The organism is Fluoribacter dumoffii NY 23 (genome assembly GCF_000236165.1).
In the GTDB taxonomy this organism is placed as follows: Bacteria; Pseudomonadota; Gammaproteobacteria; order Legionellales; family Legionellaceae; genus Legionella; species Legionella dumoffii.
In genome coordinates this window covers 2,417,658-2,435,369 of sequence record NZ_CM001373.1, presented here as the reverse complement: position 1 = coordinate 2,435,369, position 17,712 = coordinate 2,417,658, and the positions used below count along the sequence as shown (strand labels likewise).

Sequence of the window (17,712 nt, the reverse complement as noted above, 5' to 3'; positions counted from 1 at the left end):
TTATTTTGATTTTTAAATTTAGAGAAAGAACTTATGTCCAAATTTCCCAATAAAACTTCAGGCGAGCTTCGCCGTTATTTTAATCAGTTTGACTTAGCTCAATTAAAGAAATTGAACAGTTCTTATATACCACATTTCGAGGCGCTGGAACGGCAAATAGAAAATTGTGAGGAAGAAGTAAAAGCTTTAAACGAGCGTTTAAACCTACTTACCCGTCAAAAGCATATGCATGAGCAAACCCGTAGCGAAGTAGAACGTCACGAAGCCATATTTCAGTCTAACTTGAGAAGTGTGCTTGAAATTTCCAGTAGAACAGACCGATATCTTGGAAGACAAGCGGCAGGTGATTCTCCGATGAACCTATATGAATATGAGTTATTTGCTATTAACTCAAATCTTGCAGATGCAACCTTGAGAAAGAAAAAACTGGAAGAAACTCTTGCCGATTTATCCACAAAGAAACAAGCGGCTGTTTCTGAAGTAAAAATTTTAAACGATGTTATCGAAGAAAAGGAGCATTATTTAGCCCCAAGGAACTTTGTGAGGCCTCCTGAACGCATATAATACCTGGCTTTTCAAACAAAGTATTTGGTTTTTAAATCAGGTACTTTGTTACATTGCCTATTGGCTTGGCGTCTATTCTAAAATATCTTCAGTATAAATAAAATTTTCTTTGGCTTTTTTCATTAATATTTTGAATTGCTGCACATGTTTTTCGGTTGTTGTTGCGGAATGTAAAACAAATTCCGAAACACATAATGCAAATATCAGCCTGCGGAGATCCCAAATTGTTTCTTGGAACATATCGACCTTTTTTTTGATTTCCGGGCTAATTTTAACTTCAAGCTTTAAGTTTTCGGCGCTAATGGCAATCGGAGCACAATGTTTAATCACTTGGCCTCGCAATTTTTCAACCAAAATAAAAGTATTAACCTTTTCAGTACGGCATGTGACTATTTGCTGAACTGTATCATTAAAAAAATTGTAAACCATCATTTGATGAAATAAATAAAGCTTTTGCGAATATCGCCATGCTTGAAATAAAAAATAATCGCCCACCAAAACAATAAAAATACCAATCACAGTACATATCCCGCGATTCAGTACCATTTCAAATGGACCTTCCGGGGAATTTGCATCAGTGGTTTGGGCTAAAAGCAAAAAAACAACAATGGTAATAAAAAAAACACTGATGTCATAACGTCTGGTATTCAATGCGGTAACTGCTAAGCCAATGATACCGAAGATAAATACTACCGGGATAAATCGGTAATTTATCTGCATTAAATAGATTAAAGGAATTAAAATTAATAATGCGGCAAAAGTACCGCCAATTCGATGAATGGACCGCCTGATAATAAGTCCAGGTTCAATTCCAGCACTAATCATAATTACCGTAAGCAAAACCCACCATTTGTGGGGAATGGTCGTAAACAGGTAGATCCACATGGCCACCATAAACATAACAGCCAATTGGGTAAAGCGTGCATAGTCAAGCTTCTTTTTTAGCTTTGCCGCAGTAAGCATAATTTATTCCAATGTGCAAAAGCTTTTTGCAAACACTCCCAAATATAATGTTGCAGTTGAGTTTGGGGTTCTATAGGCGAATCCGGGCCCCCACAGGGGGTGTAAGTGTTCATATTCATTCTGAGCAAGTAAAGATTATTCTTGACGCCATACCAGAATAATTCATTTTTTGCTTCATAGTATAAATTGTCCAAGGCATGTTGAATATTTCGTATATTTACCCCCATGCGATATGTTTGCATCGTGTATTTCTTAGGAAGCAATCGCCGGTAATTTCGTACCATTCCCAGGTGGAGAATCTCCTCTCCAGTATGATTTTCATGGGTTTTATTTATGGCAGACACAATATCTTTTTCAAGATATTGAATAAATTTTTGCAGCGCCTTATTCCATATGATTAAGTACATATTGGGAAAAATTCTCAAACAAATTAAGGCAAACGTCATGGACAGGGCAGTTGATGAAATAAATCCATAAGCTACCTCCAAATTGGCTGGAGGTTCCGTACTGAGTACTACCGCTCCGGTAGCAAGCAGTAACATGGCCAGGCTTTTTAATGCATAGAAATATTTTAATACATAGAAGTAAGTGACTGCGAAAACAAAAACAGAAAAAAAGAAAAAAATGCCGCGAAATGGATAGACAAGGTAAAAGGATACACTGATGAGCATCACTGCAATCGCAATAAAAATCAGTAGCCATTCTTTTTCTTTATAAGTAGAAAGAACCGGTGCTTCATACAGGGACAATAGAAAAAAAGGAGAGAAAAAAGCAAGAAAACTGACGGGCTGAAACAACCAATAAACATATACCTCTACAGTAGCAACAAAAAGACATTTATAAAGAGTAATTCTTTGTAATGAATAGGGGTCGACTTCATCAAGCCATTGCTTAAATTTTGATATAGACATAAGCACTGGTTCCAAGACGTAGCGGATATTTGGGATCAGGGTCGGTGATTCGAATAATTACCGGGAGTCTTTGTGGCAGCAAAATCCATTGATTTTCATTGATGACATTTTGCAACTGGGTACGGTTATCTACCAATTGCCTATTAGCAGACCAATAATCCGAATCAATGACTCCATGAAACATTTTTCTCCCTAAATACATCCTCGGGAAAACTAAAACTCTGGAGCCCCTACGTACCCGGCCCAAATCAGTTTCATTAAAGTTTGCCTGGATGTAAATATTATCCATATCCACCAAAGAAAAAAGAGGTTGATTTATATTTACCGGGGTCCCAACACTAAAAAACAAATTCTGGACTATTCCGTTACTTTGCGCATAAACCTCTGTTTGCTCCAAATTGACCTTGGCATTTTTCAAGCGCGCGCGCAGGGATTTAATTTCATTTTCTTGTACGGTGATTTGATGCTGATCAATTTCCAATAATTTTAAAGCAGCATCCCACTTATCTTTAGCTGCTTTGGTTTCTTGCTGAGAATTTTGTAAAGTTATCAGGGAGACAGATTTTAATAGATAACCCTTGTGATATTTTTGATCATCCAATTTAAGTTTAATGTAATTTTTTTGTTCGTTTTCACTGAGCTTGAGATCGCGTTCATAAGTTGCCTTTAATGCAGCGAGTTTTGCCTCTGCACCAGCCAAGTCTGCCCCAAGTTGTTCCAGGGCATAGATATAGGGTTCTTGAAAAACTGTAAAAAGTTTTTGGCCTTTCTTGACCGTATCCCCATTTTGCACATAAAGACTGGTAATATAACCATTAGCAAGAGCGGCAACAGGGCGCACATTATTGACGACAAAGGCATTATCAGTAAAGGGAAACAAGAAAGAAAAAAGATAGATAATTGTCGTTAACAAGCCAATAAAAATGATGATATTAGCCAACGTAACCCAGCGTCTTAGCCGGGAAAACCCTCTTTTGATGCTTATGCGGTATCTGACAAGATGTATCATATATATAGTGCTGTTAAATTATTATTTTTAGGAAGCTATTTACATCTTTTCTACAACTATCGATTATATGCATATCCACCTGCTAAATCCTGGTATAAATTGACCACTGACAGTGCAAGTTCGAGCTTTGCCTGGTTTGCTGAAAGGGCCAGGTTATCTAAATAGATTTTGCTTTGCACTAATTCTTTATAGGAAATTAATCCGGTTTTAAGCAAACCTTGTTGTAATTTGTATTTATGGAGATACTCTTGTTCAGCACGTAAATACATCCTAAATTTTTCATTCATTCGTTTATTAGCGGAAAAATCAGTATCCACTTCTTTTAAAATTCGTTTCACTGTTTTATTGAATTCAGCAATTTTTGCATTATAAGCCCCTTTACTTGCAGCAATTTTACCTAGGGAACTGGGGGTAATAGTCCAATTTACATAGGCATCGGCTGTTTGAGCAAACTTGCTTTGTGGTAAGTTTATATCCCCTAAGAAGTCATCCAGTTGTATCCCTGGGAAAAAATCACTATAGGCAAATTTGATTCCTTCGCGGGAAGCTTTTAATGCGTAGTACGCCATCTTCATATCAGGACGATTATTTAATACGGTAGCAGGTAAACTTCCGGGTTTAAAGCGTGAAAAATTGATTTTTTTGAAATTATTTTTGTTTTTAACTCTACCTGGATTAGTATTAACCAAATAGCGAAGCGCGTTTTCACTAAGGGTAATATTATACAAAACAGGTTTAATTTGCGCGGCCACTAGCCGCTCATCGGTTTGTAATTGAGCCAGGAAAATTTCATTTTCTAAACCAATCTGAATTTCGCCCTGAGCCAATCTTATCAATGATTTTAAATCGTTATCTAATTGCTCGAGTAATTTTAATTGTTCCAATTGGGCAATTAATGTGAAGTATGCGGATGCCACTTGGGCAATTATTGTCAATCGCATCCCTTCAATAGCTGCAAGCCGATATTGAACATTATATGTGGCTTGTTTTTGCTGTGTATAAAGTTTCATAATATTTATAAAATAGTAGGGCCACACCCCAAAAAATGTCCCTGGTGCCCCAAGTGCGGGGTTGGTGGAATAACCAGCAAATATTTGTACTAAAGGAATCCAGCTGAGCTTTACTTGCCGCAATTCGCCTTGTGCTTGTTGTAAGTTTGCCATGGCGATGTGTATGTCCATATTATTATTCAAGCCCGCCTCAATTAACTGATTCAATTCTACATCATCGAATTGCTGCCACCAAGCAAGGTAGGGCATATTGCTAACAGGTTTGTAATCATTTGAACTGGAGGGGAATTCAGCCGGCAAAAGGTTTTGCTGTTCAGTGCGCTTATTGCAACTTAACAACCCTATTGCCAAAAATAGCAAAAACATTAATTTTTTAAACATGTAGGGATCATCGTAGGGGATAGAAAATTTTTTCTCATTTTAATCAGCTTGTTATATGAGATATTATGTCTAATAATCCTTGATAAGTTTAGGTTTAGTCAACTGTGAGCTTCTCATAATAAGATTTTTCCATTATTCATTCCAGGTAGAATCACTTAAATGTTCGTCTAATGCTTTACCTGGGGCACAATCTTTTGAAAAATAGCCATCCTGACGTTTTAGATAAAAATCATTGTAATAATCAAGTGCGTTTTGTTTTGCTATGTCATCAGGGACGCCAAGCAATTTTGCCGTACGGTAGTTTCTTTGCACTGCCTCACATTCGGTTTTCGCTTCATTACGTTCCCCACGTGCATGCATACTTTCATGAGTAAGAATGTTCAGGCTGATAAGCTCTTGCAGGTTGGCTCCTGCAGGATGACGAAGGTAGTCCATCAGTAGTGAACATCGTGGGTATTGAATGACAATGTAACCGGTGTTAGGGTCGGCATGCCCATAAACCCGTGGCTCTTCATCGAAAAGGGTGTCAAATAAAGTATTGCAGTGTACTTTTGCAGGATGATCTTCGGCGAGTTGTCCTGCTATCGCTGTTAATAAATGCTCAAAGCGCCAATGGTGAAATGGAGGCCATGCAAATAACAAAGCAAGGCTTAGAACTACAGCAAGGTATCCTTTGGATATGGGTAGTCTGCCCGTGAGTTCTCTAAACACCAGCCAGAAAAAAAATAAAGAGAGCAGCGCCCAGAGCATAATAGTCCTTTTTAAGATGCCACAAATTGAATTTCACGTACCCGCATAAATCCATATAAATGATATAACATGAATCTCGCTCTAACTACAGATGATGGGAGGTAAGTATTCTCAAGGAGAAAAACCGTCCTTACTCTTTCACTCAAAGTAAGGTAAGGACGGTATTAAAAAGGAATGTTAGGCATGAAGGGTAAGGCTTAAAAATAATCCCTGGAACGAGAAGTTATTTGTCTCATTGGCGGCAATACGTTGAGGACCCATATTTGGAGCTCCGTTTACGCCAAAAGTTAAGCCTGTAACGCCCCTAACGGTATCCATTGCGCTTAGATATTCATTGATTTGATATCCGACTGCAGCAGTCCATGTAGCTGTATTGGTTAGCGTATGGGTATAATCCAGGCCGATTTTCCCGGTAATGTTATTCACTACACGATTACGTTTCGGCCAAGTAAAGCTTATAGTATTTCCCGCCAGAGTAACCTCGGAGGACGCATCCAAAGATCCCGCCATAAGTGCGTAATCAAAATATCCCAACAGGCCAAAACCGCGCCACAAATTGTAATGGCCATCAAGGCTGATCAAAGGACCCGCTCCACTGAATTTGCTTGTAATAAGTCCTGGTGCAGCAAAGGACATATTGTGTTTTACTTGCGCATAACGCACCCCCAAGGAAGGGCGAATACTAAAAACCCCGGAAACATCACTATATTTCCTGCCTGCCTTGACATCTGCCTGATCCACCCTGTAAGTCAAGTAAGCATCGCTAACGAAACCGGGGGTTGGAGGAATGAATACGTCGGTAAATAGAATGGCACCAAAAAATGAAGATCCATTAGCAAAACTATTCACAGCATGGGTTTTGTTTTCCAAGTAAAGATAATTGATTTCGATATTATTGGCCGACATGGGGATATCGTAACCTAAAGTAACGCTTCCAGCCCATTTATAACCTGGGTCAAAGGGTTTGCTTTGAGCCTGGGTTCCACCAGGAACGGTAAATAACCAGCTGTCAGTCACCAGACCTATGCCTGTTTCACTGGGTTGTACGTAATAGCCAGTACCGCCCACATAAAGGCCGCCAGGGCTTTTAAAAGCACAAAGCATACTCGAACATACAGGTCCGTCTTTGTCTATGTATTTAGGAAGCGGCGCTGCTGAGGCACTTGCAACAAAAAGACTTGTAGCAATCAATGGAAAAAACTTCAATGTCATCATTTACTCCTTGTTAAATTGACGTGCTACATTACTTTTTTTTTCAGTCCGAAGCAATAAGATTATATTTAAAATTTATAGGGTTAGCGGAAATTAAATAAAGGAAAAAATGTTCAATCGAGGTGATCCAATGGGAGCATGGTGGTATCACAAATGGTTCTCAAAATAAAACTGGATTGGACGCTGGTTACCCCATTAATCCGTGTGAGTTTGTCTAACAAAAATGATTGATATGCATTAAGGTCTGGTACAATGACTTTCAATACGTAATCTGCAGATTGTCCGGTAATTAAATAACATTGCACTACCTCAGGGAGGAAACGGACCGCTTCTTCAAACTGATGCATGACAGCGGGTTGATGGCTGTTTAAACCAACTAAAACAATCACGGACAACTTCAAACCCAGTTTTTCAGGTTCAAGCAAAGCAACTTTTTTTCTTATGTACCCATTATCCTCCAATAATTTGACGCGCCGAAGACATGGAGAGGGCGATAAAGCCACCATTTCTGCAAGCTCTTGATTGTTAATTTGGCAGTTTGATTGAAGGAGATCAAGGATTTTTTTATCAGTACGATCCATAACAACTAAAATTACATAAATAATTTATATTTTAGCATTTTATTCTAAAAAACCAAATTAATGTGAAATAAAAAGATAAATATCTTTCCTCAGCGCTTATCTTTGCAATAAAATTTCAAAACAAATAGATTAGAATAGATGATGCATAAGTTATAGTCATTGTGCGTGTTTTAGCCGCTGGATTTTTTAAGGATTTTTATGTCTACATCACGAGTTATTGCCTGGTTTGTATGGATTATTGCCTCAATTTTTTATGCCTACCAATATATTCTTAGAGTAATGCCTAGTATTATGATGAATGATATAACCGCGCAATTTCATATAGATGCGACAGTTTTTGGGCAATTTTCGGGAGTTTATTACCTCGGTTATTCTTTGATGCACTTACCAATTGGAATTTTGTTGGATCGCTTTGGCCCCAGAAAAATAATGACTTTATGCATTCTGCTTCCTGTTGTTGGCTTGTTGCCGCTGCTTTTTTCAGAACACTGGGTTTATCCGCTTATGGGAAGAGCATTGATTGGTATTGGATCTTCTGCGGCAATTTTGGGAACATTTAAGATAATACGGATGACTTTCAAAGAGCAGCATTTTTCCCGGATGCTAAGTTTTTCAGTCATGATAGGGCTTATCGGTGCCGTTTATGGGGGAGGTCCTGTAAGCTATATGTGCCAGGCTATGGGATATAAAATGGTAATTGAACTATTTATTGTTATTGGCCTCGTCCTGGCTTGTGTGACTTATTTGATTGTCCCTGATGAGAAGCCTACTTATCACACCTCGGTAATTGCCAATATCAAGACAGTGTTTGGCAATAAAAAAGTAATTTTGCTTTGTTGTTTTGCCGGCTTGATGCTCGGTCCTCTTGAAGGGTTTTCTGATGTATGGGGAGCGGGATTTTTAAAACAAGTATACGGTTTGAATTCAGCAACAGCAAACTATTTGCCCTCAATGATTTTTCTTGGAATGTGTTTTGGTTCGCCCATTCTGAGTTTAATCGCGGAAAAAACCGGATATTATTTAGGGACAATCATTGCTGCTGGAATCACGATGTGCCTGGTATTTACCGCACTCGTAGCGGGGATTCTCACCGTATCCAGCATCACAGTGTCTTTTATAATTGTTGGAATGTGTTGCGCCTATCAGATTTTGGCGATTTATATCGTTTCTACTTATGTCCCGGAAAACTTGGCTGGACTGACTACAGCTATTGCCAACATGATTATTATGATTTTTGGCTATGGGTTCCATACCGTTATTGGATATCTAATCAATGAGCATGGAGGGATTCGTGAAGCAGGGGCATTTGTTTACGGGATAGGAGTGATTCCGGCGACTCTGGCAATGGGAGTTATCGGTTTTAGCATCATTGCTTACCGAGAGAAGTATGCTCTATCTAAATACCTTCCTGCAGGCAGTCCGGGTTAAATGAATTCCGGATGAGACATAGTCTTATCCGGGTGGTTTTAATCCATCTCCCATTTTACTATTTTACCTTCTAGACAATTACGTTTGGACTTAAATCTGATGAGAAAAAAGCCTTTTTTTTGCATCTAAAATTATCATATTGCATTCAAGAAGAAGCCTATTTGAGAATGGCAAAAATTTTCTTTATCAGCTACTATTTTAAGTGGAACCAACAGGTTACCATTTATATTGCAAAACAAGGGGCCGTTAGCTCAGCTGGTAGAGCAGGAGACTCTTAATCTCTTGGTCATAGGTTCGATCCCTATACGGCCTATCAAAAAGTTATGGTTTTCTTAAAATCTCACCCATACTATCCATGTAAAATAAGAGGGAATTTATCAATGCAATTTTAAAATCGTTAGGATTCATATTTCGTTTATTCGTAATCTAAAAAACCTATTTTCGATGCACCTCTCATGTCAATGAAAAAAGATGTTTCTAATTAAAGTGGAAACCAGGTTTGGTAAGTGAGAAAGAGGTGATTTTTTTCAATTTAGATTAAGAGAAACAGGATTTGTTTGTTTGGAATACAAGATTTGATACTGAGGGGTTTTAGGGTGAAGTATTACGAACCGAACAGCCGAGCTGGTAAATGATTATGGGAAAATTATTCTATAATCAAGGTTAACAGGAAATTATAAAACAAGGAAAAATATTGTGCCTTGTCAAAAATGTGATTTAACGACACCCTATCATCTGGCAGGAACTTATCATTTGCTCATCTCAGCTCCGCGAACCCATTCTTATTCAAAGTTATTAAATTACCTGGCTGAAGATAATTATGATGTCAAAATAAAAGACGGTGCAATTATTGAGCTTATCTTTTCCGCAGAGGAAGCACAAGGGATAGGTCATGTTCTGGAGCGGTGTTTCTCACAGGTTGAACTTGAAGACAGCAAAGCTGTCTTATTGCCGATAAATATCACAGATAAAAGAATAGAAAAAGTTCTACATTATACTCACTCACTAAAAGAGATTGTCGGGTTGTGTTTATCACAATGGCTGGTTGGACTTATTGAAAATCACGGACTGTCAACTTTTTGTCAATCGATAGTCCATAATAATACACTTGAACCTTATGGTTTTGAGTGCTTATTAAGGGGGAAACTGGGTAATAGTATCATACCTGCATCAGATATATTCGGGGCGGCAAAATCTAGTGGCATGCTGTTTTTATTAGATAAGATGGCCCGTATATGCCATATTGAAAATATGAGTAAAATTGATATTTCTGATAAAAAAATTTTCATTAATTTCAACCCAACAGCAATTTATGATCCTGTTTTTTGCTTAAAAACAACAAATCTTGCCTTAAAAAGAACTTCTATTAAGCCCACACAAATTGTGTTTGAAGTCACTGAAAGTGACGAGGTTAAAGATAAAAAGCACTTGTTAAAAATAATGAATTATTACAGGGAGCAAGGTTACAGTGTTGCTCTCGATGATTTGGGTTCTGGTTATAGCTCTTTAAATTTACTTACTGAGTTACAACCTGATTACATCAAACTGGATCAAGAATTAATTAGTCAAATTCATGCAAATAAATATAAGCAAATCATATTGGAGAAAATATGTGAAATGGCTAAAAAGCTCAAGATAAAAATAATCTCTGAAGGGGTCGAAACAAACGAGCAACTGCAGATTATTAAAAATTATGGCATTGATTTTTATCAGGGTTTTTTATTTGATAAGCCTATGCCCTATGAAAAAATACCCGAATATTATAAAGTGAATAAATAATTGCTCTCTCCTTGATACTGAAAAGACTTTACCTTGCATACGCCGCTCAAGGGGCGATATAGTAAACATCTAATCCTGATATTTTGTATCTCATTTGCAATAAAATGGCTGGGGCGTGTGCTCGTTTTCAATACATTCACTCTGCTCCACCTGTTCTTGCCTTTTTTTCATCCAAATTTTATGACGTGCTTCAGCCTGTCTTTTTAGTGCCCATGCAAAATGTTTTGATTTATCAAAGAAATTAAATTGGCTCAATTCTTTAATATTGAGATCGGTAACAGGGTTGATACATACTTTTTTGGTTAGTGTATTGCGTACATGGGAAGATTGATACCACATCCCCCCAAGATGGCTGTATTTTTTTCTATCCAGTGCAGGGCCGCACAGGGTCCCTGCATAAAAATTAATGAATCCATGGAACAAGATTAAGTTCTGACTGAATTTTTCTGCTATAGATTTCTGATTACCCATATTGTTACAAAAATAAAGCTTAATCGTAAGAATTTGATGATGCAGGTAAACAAAATCATTATTAAAACGCTCAGCTAGTTTATCAATGCCAAGGTGGGTAGTTTGCTGGGTAAGAGGAAAATGGCTTGCCAGATGAAAATACTCGAGTAAATCATTTATCCCGTGTGCGAGAACATAGATTTTAAGGATTTTGTCCTCCAGTAATTTATAATTAATTTTTTTACCATGTTGAATAATAAGTATATTTTGATCCTTGAGTGTTTCCTTCCAATCCATGGCTTTGGGTATTAAATCATTTTCTTCACTGAAGGGGATATATAAAATGATCATGAATTATTCTCTTCTACTTTCCTTTTGTTTATAATTCGGACATATTAAGAAAGGGGGATTTCATCATTTTGATGATAAATTGTCTACACAATTCTAATTGCTCAAGAGAAACAAATTCATTTGCCCGATGCGCTTGTTCAATACTCCCTGGACCACAAACGATAGTAGGAATTTGCGCTTGCTGGAATAATCCTGCCTCCGTAGCATAGGCAACTTTTAAATGTTTTTCATTTTGACAAATGGACTGGGCAGCACGGACAAGGGGTTCTGAGATGGGGGTATCCAATCCGGGTGCTTCGGAAATCGTTTCCAAAATGACTTTTGTGTTTTTTTGTTCCTTGTGTAGTGCAGGCAGCAATTGAGTGTCTATATAATCGACAATTTGTTGATGGAGTTCATGCGGATTATCAACTACCAGGTTCCTTATTTCAAAAACAAACTCACACAAAGCGGGTATTGTATTATAAGCATTTCCCCCGTGAATAAGGTTGGTGGACAGCGTTGAATAAGGTACATCATAGGCCTCGTCCCTATGCCCTTGGGCTTTGAATTGGCAGGCAATGTTGCGGAGATAGCTAATGAATGATGCGGCATGCTCTATTGCATTACACCCTTGGGGAGTTAATGATGAATGTGCTGCTACTCCATGAATTTGACATCGATAGCATTGGATCCCTTTATGGCCTATTACAGGTTGCATGGAAGTAGGTTCGCCGACAATGCAGGCTTTGGGTTTATAGTTTAATTTTACCATCCTCTCGATAAGACTTGGCGCGCCGCGACAGCCAATTTCTTCATCATATGAAAAAGCGAAATGTACAGGAAACTGCAGATGAAGTGCTTTTAATTGGGGAATGAGACTCATGGCAACTGCGATAAAACCTTTCATATCACAAGCGCCTCGTCCATATATTTTTCCCTCTCTGATTGTTGCCTGAAAGGGATCGCTATCCCAGGTTTGTCCATCAACAGGAACTACATCGGTATGGCCAGACAAAATAAGACCCCCATTGAACCTTCCATGACAATCAGGGATTGAAGCAAGCAAATTTGCTTTAGGTGCTTGTTCATCATGAATTAAAATAGGGTTAATTTGGTAATCAGTAAAGGCATTAGCCAAGGTTTCTATCAAGGATAAATTGGAGTTACGTGAGGTAGTGTCAAACGAGATGAGCTTTTTTAACCAATCCAGGGCATCCATAATACTCCTTTTGAGGCAAGTGAGCTGTCATTGGGATTATACATCGTTATTAACGTGCAAATCATCAGTTGTAAATAGGAAACCATACTCCTTCATCGTGAAATTTCGCAAGGGTTGTCTAAAATCAAAATAGGAATTTGGAATCCGTAGGTGCCTGTGTGTGCGTCACTGCTCAGGTATTGAATTACTATAGGACATAATTATGAAAAAAATGAAGGCCGTACAAGTCAGTAAATCGGGTGAGTGGGAAACCATTCAAAAAGAGATGGTGATGCCCTCATTAAATCAAGTGCGTATTAAAGTTGAAGCATGCGGTGTATGTCATTCAGATGCTTTTGTGAAAGAAAATTTATGGCCTAATCTTCTCTTTCCCAGAATTCCTGGTCATGAAATTGCGGGTGTAATTGATGAGATCGGAGCTAATGTGACTCATTGGAAACCGGGACAACGTGTGGGGGTAGGCTGGGCGGGGGCACGCTGTGGTTACTGTCATCCATGTCGTCATGGAGATTTTATTTTGTGTGAGCACCATCAAATTACAGGCTTGGACTATGATGGTGGATATGCAGAATATATGATCGCACCTGTAGAAGCACTTGCTGCCATTCCAGATGAGCTTTCATTTGCAGAAGCTGCACCATTAATGTGCGCAGGCATAACCACTTTTAATGCATTAAGACACAGTGTTGCACGTGCGGGGGACTTGGTCGCAATACAGGGAATAGGGGGGTTAGGCCATCTGGCAATTCAATTCGCGCACAAAATGGGATTTAAAACAGTGGCTCTTTCCAAGGGTGCGGACAAAAAAGACCTTGCAGAAAAATTAGGCGCTCATATTTATATAAATACAGACGATAAAGACGGTGCTCTTGAGTTAAAAAAATTAGGTGGGGCTCGCGTTATTTTAGCAACCGCACCGAGTGGTAAAGCAATCTCCCCCTTGGTTGATGCCCTGGGTAATAAAGGAGAACTTGTCATTGTAGGAGCTTCTAGTGATCCAATTCAGGTAATATCGACGCAACTTATTGCCGCTAATCGTTCAATAAAAGGTTGGCCATCTGGCAGCGCTATTGATATAGAAGAAACTTTACAATTTTGTGCATTGGAGGGTATTCGTCCGATGATTCAAGAGTATCCGCTTGCAGATGCAGCTAAGGCTTACGACGGAATGATGACCAATAAAGTACGTTTTCGTGCAGTAATTAGGATGCAATGAAAGTTAAATTAAATGAAAGGAGAATCTTGTTCTATACTTAAATATAGTTTTGCAATTTTTTCAGGGAGTGAAATTATCATGAATAAATTATTACTCGCGTTTTTCTCGCTTATCTTGTTCAGTGCAAGTTCCTATGCCGACAAAATCGTGATTACTGGACAACCAGTTATTTTGGAAAAGCAAGGCGATGTCTATTATGTGCCCAATGATTACAAAACAACGGCATCTTATTACTATGTAACTGTAGAAGGGGCTCAGCGGGTATGCTATATAGAGAAACAACCGCAATTAACGGCCTTGGACACTTCGACTCTTGAAGTAAATTACAATGGATCCACGTTGACTTGGGTTTGTTATCCTTTTGACACCAATTATTTTCAAACCCCATAAAAACGGTTTATAGCCATTTAAGTAAAGCGGAACAAAATGGTTCCGCTTTTTCTTGCTTTCTATTTCAAAACTTAACGCGATAACATGAGGGTGTTTACTACTTCCTGAAGCACTTTTAAGGGAATAGGCTTAGTCAATATTTTATTCATTCCAATACTTAAATATTCTGTTTTAGCCTCTCCGGATGTGTTGGTAGTCAGGCCGATAATGGGTATCGGTTTCTTCTGCTTTTGTTCTTCCAGATTACGGATGCTCTGAACGAGATTTTTACCTGAACTACTCGGTATCCCCACATCGGTTATGATTAAATCAAAATCGTTTGATTCCAGTAATTCGATTGCATGTTCTCCATCAATTGCTGAATAAAACTGATAACCGGCTTGTTCTACAACGTTTTCAATCATATGAAGTGAAATGATATTATCTTCCACAAGAAGAATGAGCGGTGACTTGGCTGAGGGAGGTTCTTGTTGTGATTTGGTTTCCGGGAGCTCACAGGAAGGACTGAACTCATTGTATCCAATTTTCATGGTAAGGGTAAAATAAAAAGTGGCACCTTCCCCAACTTCACTGGTTAAATTGATTTCGCCGCCCAATAGGCTTAGGTATTTTTGTGCAACATGAAGTCCAACCCCATAACCGCTGTGCTGACTTTTATAAGAAGGGATTGCACGAAAGAATCGATCAAAAATCTTGCGCTGTAACTCACGAGGAATACCTATGCCGGTATCTATCACACTGAAACGCAGTTGAGTGTAGCTAATTTCCTGGGAAAGTGTTTCTACTTTAATGGTTACCGTACCGTTGTCTGTAAACTTAATCGCATTGCCAACCAGATTTAGCAGTACTCGGTGCAATTTTGTCCCATCCGTAATCACGGTATTAGGTACTGTCTCATCAATTTCAATATTTAATTGAATTTTTTTCATTTCCAGGGTGGGTTGTACGAGATGTGCAATATCCTTGATATTCTTGCGTAATTCGAATAACTCTTCACGGACATCATTTTCCCGGAGATTATCTGCTGCAACAATTTCCATGACCCCGTTGAGTAAATCAAGTAATTTTTCTCCACTTTCATGAATCCAGCGGGCGTATTGTTTTCTTTCGGGATCTTCAGCTGTCTCCTCTAACAGCCTGGACATCCCAACTATGCCACTTAACGGAGTATGGATATCATGGCTCATATTTTCAATAAATTCAGTTTTTGCCTGATTTGCTACCTCAGCGTTTTCTTTAGCCCGACGTAAGGCGACTTCCATTTTTTTTCGTTCGGTGATGTCCAGAGAAATTCCCAACACGCCTATAGTTTCATTATTTTGATTGCGTAAAGGAACTTTTTGGGAATAATAAATGCCCATCCCGTTGGCCATAACGGCATACTCTTCAGCAGTATGGGGAATACCTGTTTCCATGACTAATTGATTGAGTTTATTTAATTCTTCTGCCTGATCCTTCCATGGCATATCATAATTAGTTTTCCCAACAATATCTTTTCTTGACTGCAAACGCGCATTTTCAGCTTGTAAATCGTTACAACCCAAAAATACATTATTTTTATCCAGCCAATAAACATGACCCGGCATTAAGGCGATAATATTTTCATAATAATCGTGCGCCGCCTGCAATTCATTTTTAAATTTTAATCTTTCTTCCTCAAGAGAAAATTTTAATTGATTAATTTCGGCATCTTTTTGATTAATTATACTGTGTAAATCTTTTATTTTATCAGAATCCATTTTTCACCATGTAAATGTACTTAATATTAAACACTGTTCTAATTAAGTATAATTTGATTATTTAACTGACAACGCGTTCTTCTGGAGTTTAAGTGAGCTTATTATAAACTATTTATAAAAAAAATGGTTATTTTTTTTTCAAAATGAATTATACTATTGCTATATTTTTGGTCTGGCCATTCAAATCAGTTCATGTTTAATGGCTGCCATGGGTAACTAAGTACGTCATACCAATCCATTTGAGTAGATTAAAGTAATAGTTAGCGTACTTATAAGATAAATATTACGCTAAGGAATATTAGATGCCAAAAGTTAGAGGTTCGAAAACCGGTAAGTATGTTACCGCAACATTTGATTCAAAAGATAATAGTAAAAGCCGTTTCCCCTCATTAAAAACAACAAAAGATTTGATCCTTTTAAGCATTAAAGGAAATGAATATTGTGCAAATGAATATTTAAAAGCCATTGTGCAACAGGCAGTAAAAACGCATGAAACTGATGAGTCGTATTCTGGAGTAAAAGGGAAGGCTACATTTTTAATTGCTGATGAAATTTATTGGCATAATCTCAAAAATCCCTCTACTGTTAATGAAAATGAACTTAGAGGTAAAGCCCTACAAATGGGGGAGACTTTTTTTGAAAGTAATGTAACTGCTTTCCTGGCTCCTTTGGATATTGATCCCGTAGTTTTTATTCAAACCCATGCTGACAAATCCGTGGATGAAAAAATCCAGATCATTAATCAATTAGCACTACAAAAAGGAAAGAATTTTGAGATTATCCGTTGGCGTGATTGGATAGAGCAAAATAATTTTCACACAAAGCTCCCAGAAATTATGCCTCTTTATAATTCTGTAGAAGGTCTTAAATTTGCTATAGACCAATCCGTAACTGAATTTGCAAGGCGCCATGCCAATGATGAGGAAGGAAGTTTAGACCTTTGGCTTGCACGTTCTCGCGGCTATCTTGAACACGAAAGTCCTTCTATCATGTTACAGGCGGCGAGTCTGGGGTATAACTTTGTAATTTATCCAGGAAGTGTTCTTCCGCCATTTTTAGCAACAAAGGAATATTTTATAGTTGACAACCATGTGCCGCGCATCGAGAAAGGCAAGAGTATCCTGGAAGAATGTACCCATGATAAACATTGTCTTCATGTCGATAAACCTGCTTCTTTAGTCAATTGGCTGGAAGTTAATTTCGAGAGAAGGGATGAATTGGTGCCTCGTTCTCGTCGAATTAGCCCTGAGGGAAGGAACAAATTTAAAAAAGGTGACAAAGAAAGCACTTTGACTCTTGGAAGGCCTTCAATGCCCAGGATAAGCAGGGAGGGGATCACTTTTTTCAGTAATTCCCAGGAAACAGCACCTGCAGCATCTTCCGATTTGCAACAAGGGAATAATTCTACAAGTGGTGTGTCGGAGTTGACTGCTGAAGGACTAGAACATAGGTTGACACAAGTACCTAAAGACGAATTTATAGCTTCTTCAATATCGCAAGGAGTTGGTAGGGCTCTGCAAAATGAATTTTTATCCTGCAAGAAAGGTTTAACTGATCCAAGAGTGACTTCAGCCCCTCTAGCTAAAGTATTTGAGGGTATTACCCAAGGAGTTTTAGCTGCAGATATTCCTCTCTCTGAGAAAATTACAATTTTGAAAGCACTTATAGAGCCCTTTACGACTAACTCTCATTCAGCGAATATTTCTCCAGTGGAATCTCCCTCTGCAGAGATGGTTTTTTCAAAGTTAAGTGTGGCCTAGCTTTTTGCCCATAGTAA

16 protein-coding genes and 1 tRNA gene are annotated in these 17,712 nt (G+C 38.2%); 7 read left to right on the top strand and 10 right to left on the bottom strand.

Annotation, left to right across the window (positions count from 1 at the left end; translation table 11 throughout):
* Positions 1-33 precede the first annotated feature (33 nt).
* Positions 34-564, top strand: coding sequence for a coiled-coil domain-containing protein (locus tag KYQ_RS10965; RefSeq protein ID WP_019350068.1), 531 nt, complete (start codon positions 34-36; stop codon positions 562-564).
* A 72-nt stretch (positions 565-636) separates the two neighbouring features.
* Here KYQ_RS10965 and KYQ_RS10960 read toward each other — a convergent pair whose 3' ends face one another.
* The 7 genes from KYQ_RS10960 to KYQ_RS10930 form a co-directional block, all read right to left on the bottom strand.
* Entirely contained in the window at positions 637-1,527 is an 891-nt protein-coding gene (locus KYQ_RS10960) for an FUSC family protein (RefSeq protein ID WP_010654314.1), read from the bottom strand.
* On the bottom strand, positions 1,506-2,438 hold the full coding sequence (locus KYQ_RS10955) for a hypothetical protein (RefSeq protein ID WP_010654313.1): 933 nt from the start codon (positions 2,436-2,438) through the stop codon (positions 1,506-1,508). Before KYQ_RS10955 ends, KYQ_RS10960 begins: the two co-directional genes overlap by 22 nt.
* Positions 2,419-3,447: an HlyD family secretion protein gene (locus tag KYQ_RS10950; protein WP_010654312.1), complete on the bottom strand. Its 1,029-nt coding sequence runs from the start codon at positions 3,445-3,447 to the stop codon at positions 2,419-2,421. The genes KYQ_RS10955 and KYQ_RS10950 overlap by 20 nt, the downstream gene beginning before the upstream one ends.
* Before the next feature lie 56 nt (positions 3,448-3,503).
* Positions 3,504-4,838 carry a TolC family protein gene (locus KYQ_RS10945; protein WP_010654311.1) on the bottom strand — a complete coding sequence of 445 codons (1,335 nt, stop codon included), beginning with the start codon at positions 4,836-4,838 and terminating at the stop codon, positions 3,504-3,506.
* Between the two features lie 132 nt (positions 4,839-4,970).
* On the bottom strand, positions 4,971-5,588 hold the full coding sequence (locus KYQ_RS10940; RefSeq protein WP_010654310.1) for a hypothetical protein: 618 nt from the start codon (positions 5,586-5,588) through the stop codon (positions 4,971-4,973).
* A gap of 177 nt (positions 5,589-5,765) precedes the next feature.
* Positions 5,766-6,803, bottom strand: coding sequence for an Lpg1974 family pore-forming outer membrane protein (locus tag KYQ_RS10935; protein WP_231294546.1), 1,038 nt, complete (start codon positions 6,801-6,803; stop codon positions 5,766-5,768).
* Between the two features lie 110 nt (positions 6,804-6,913).
* Positions 6,914-7,381, bottom strand: coding sequence for an Lrp/AsnC family transcriptional regulator (locus KYQ_RS10930; RefSeq protein ID WP_010654308.1), 468 nt, complete (start codon positions 7,379-7,381; stop codon positions 6,914-6,916).
* 198 nt (positions 7,382-7,579) lie between these two features.
* On the opposite strand from KYQ_RS10930, the gene KYQ_RS10925 reads away from it, so the two are divergent.
* The 3 genes from KYQ_RS10925 (at position 7,580) to KYQ_RS10915 (ending at position 10,588) form a co-directional block, all read left to right on the top strand.
* Complete coding sequence (locus tag KYQ_RS10925) at positions 7,580-8,809, top strand: MFS transporter (protein WP_010654307.1); 1,230 nt, start codon at positions 7,580-7,582, stop codon at positions 8,807-8,809.
* A gap of 240 nt (positions 8,810-9,049) precedes the next feature.
* Positions 9,050-9,122, top strand: a tRNA-Lys gene (locus tag KYQ_RS10920).
* A 383-nt stretch (positions 9,123-9,505) separates the two neighbouring features.
* Positions 9,506-10,588, top strand: coding sequence for an EAL domain-containing protein (locus KYQ_RS10915; RefSeq protein WP_010654306.1), 1,083 nt, complete (start codon positions 9,506-9,508; stop codon positions 10,586-10,588).
* Between the two features lie 90 nt (positions 10,589-10,678).
* Here KYQ_RS10915 and KYQ_RS10910 read toward each other — a convergent pair whose 3' ends face one another.
* Positions 10,679-11,389, bottom strand: coding sequence for a hypothetical protein (locus KYQ_RS10910; protein ID WP_010654305.1), 711 nt, complete (start codon positions 11,387-11,389; stop codon positions 10,679-10,681).
* 28 nt (positions 11,390-11,417) lie between these two features.
* Positions 11,418-12,590: an acetylornithine deacetylase gene (gene argE, locus KYQ_RS10905; protein ID WP_010654304.1), complete on the bottom strand. Its 1,173-nt coding sequence runs from the start codon at positions 12,588-12,590 to the stop codon at positions 11,418-11,420.
* A 202-nt stretch (positions 12,591-12,792) separates the two neighbouring features.
* On the opposite strand from argE, the gene KYQ_RS10900 reads away from it, so the two are divergent.
* Positions 12,793-13,806 carry an alcohol dehydrogenase gene (locus KYQ_RS10900; RefSeq protein ID WP_010654303.1) on the top strand — a complete coding sequence of 338 codons (1,014 nt, stop codon included), beginning with the start codon at positions 12,793-12,795 and terminating at the stop codon, positions 13,804-13,806.
* A gap of 78 nt (positions 13,807-13,884) precedes the next feature.
* The gene (locus KYQ_RS10895; protein ID WP_231294545.1) at positions 13,885-14,196 is read left to right on the top strand and encodes a hypothetical protein; all 312 of its coding nucleotides are present in this window, start codon (positions 13,885-13,887) and stop codon (positions 14,194-14,196) included.
* 71 nt (positions 14,197-14,267) lie between these two features.
* On the opposite strand, the gene KYQ_RS10890 is transcribed toward KYQ_RS10895, so the two are convergent.
* Complete coding sequence (locus tag KYQ_RS10890; RefSeq protein ID WP_010654301.1) at positions 14,268-15,935, bottom strand: ATP-binding protein; 1,668 nt, start codon at positions 15,933-15,935, stop codon at positions 14,268-14,270.
* A gap of 302 nt (positions 15,936-16,237) precedes the next feature.
* Between KYQ_RS10890 and KYQ_RS10885 the strand changes: the two genes are divergently transcribed.
* Positions 16,238-17,695 (top strand): hypothetical protein, encoded by a 1,458-nt coding sequence (locus tag KYQ_RS10885; RefSeq protein WP_010654300.1) that lies wholly within the window; start codon positions 16,238-16,240, stop codon positions 17,693-17,695.
* Positions 17,696-17,712 lie beyond the last annotated feature (17 nt).

Bases quoted from the DNA above. Each gene is read 5' to 3' on its own strand.
- KYQ_RS10965 (WP_019350068.1), top strand. From the start codon at position 34: ATGTCCAAATTTCCCAATAAAACTTCAGGCGAGCTTCGCCGTTATTTT.
- KYQ_RS10960 (WP_010654314.1), bottom strand. From the start codon at position 1,527: ATGCTTACTGCGGCAAAGCTAAAAAAGAAGCTTGACTATGCACGCTTT.
- KYQ_RS10955 (WP_010654313.1), bottom strand. From the start codon at position 2,438: ATGTCTATATCAAAATTTAAGCAATGGCTTGATGAAGTCGACCCCTAT.
- KYQ_RS10950 (WP_010654312.1), bottom strand. From the start codon at position 3,447: ATGATACATCTTGTCAGATACCGCATAAGCATCAAAAGAGGGTTTTCC.
- KYQ_RS10945 (WP_010654311.1), bottom strand. From the start codon at position 4,838: ATGTTTAAAAAATTAATGTTTTTGCTATTTTTGGCAATAGGGTTGTTA.
- KYQ_RS10940 (WP_010654310.1), bottom strand. From the start codon at position 5,588: ATGCTCTGGGCGCTGCTCTCTTTATTTTTTTTCTGGCTGGTGTTTAGA.
- KYQ_RS10935 (WP_231294546.1), bottom strand. From the start codon at position 6,803: ATGATGACATTGAAGTTTTTTCCATTGATTGCTACAAGTCTTTTTGTT.
- KYQ_RS10930 (WP_010654308.1), bottom strand. From the start codon at position 7,381: ATGGATCGTACTGATAAAAAAATCCTTGATCTCCTTCAATCAAACTGC.
- KYQ_RS10925 (WP_010654307.1), top strand. From the start codon at position 7,580: ATGTCTACATCACGAGTTATTGCCTGGTTTGTATGGATTATTGCCTCA.
- KYQ_RS10910 (WP_010654305.1), bottom strand. From the start codon at position 11,389: ATGATCATTTTATATATCCCCTTCAGTGAAGAAAATGATTTAATACCC.
- argE (WP_010654304.1), bottom strand. From the start codon at position 12,590: ATGGATGCCCTGGATTGGTTAAAAAAGCTCATCTCGTTTGACACTACC.
- KYQ_RS10900 (WP_010654303.1), top strand. From the start codon at position 12,793: ATGAAAAAAATGAAGGCCGTACAAGTCAGTAAATCGGGTGAGTGGGAA.
- KYQ_RS10895 (WP_231294545.1), top strand. From the start codon at position 13,885: ATGAATAAATTATTACTCGCGTTTTTCTCGCTTATCTTGTTCAGTGCA.
- KYQ_RS10890 (WP_010654301.1), bottom strand. From the start codon at position 15,935: ATGGATTCTGATAAAATAAAAGATTTACACAGTATAATTAATCAAAAA.
- KYQ_RS10885 (WP_010654300.1), top strand. From the start codon at position 16,238: ATGCCAAAAGTTAGAGGTTCGAAAACCGGTAAGTATGTTACCGCAACA.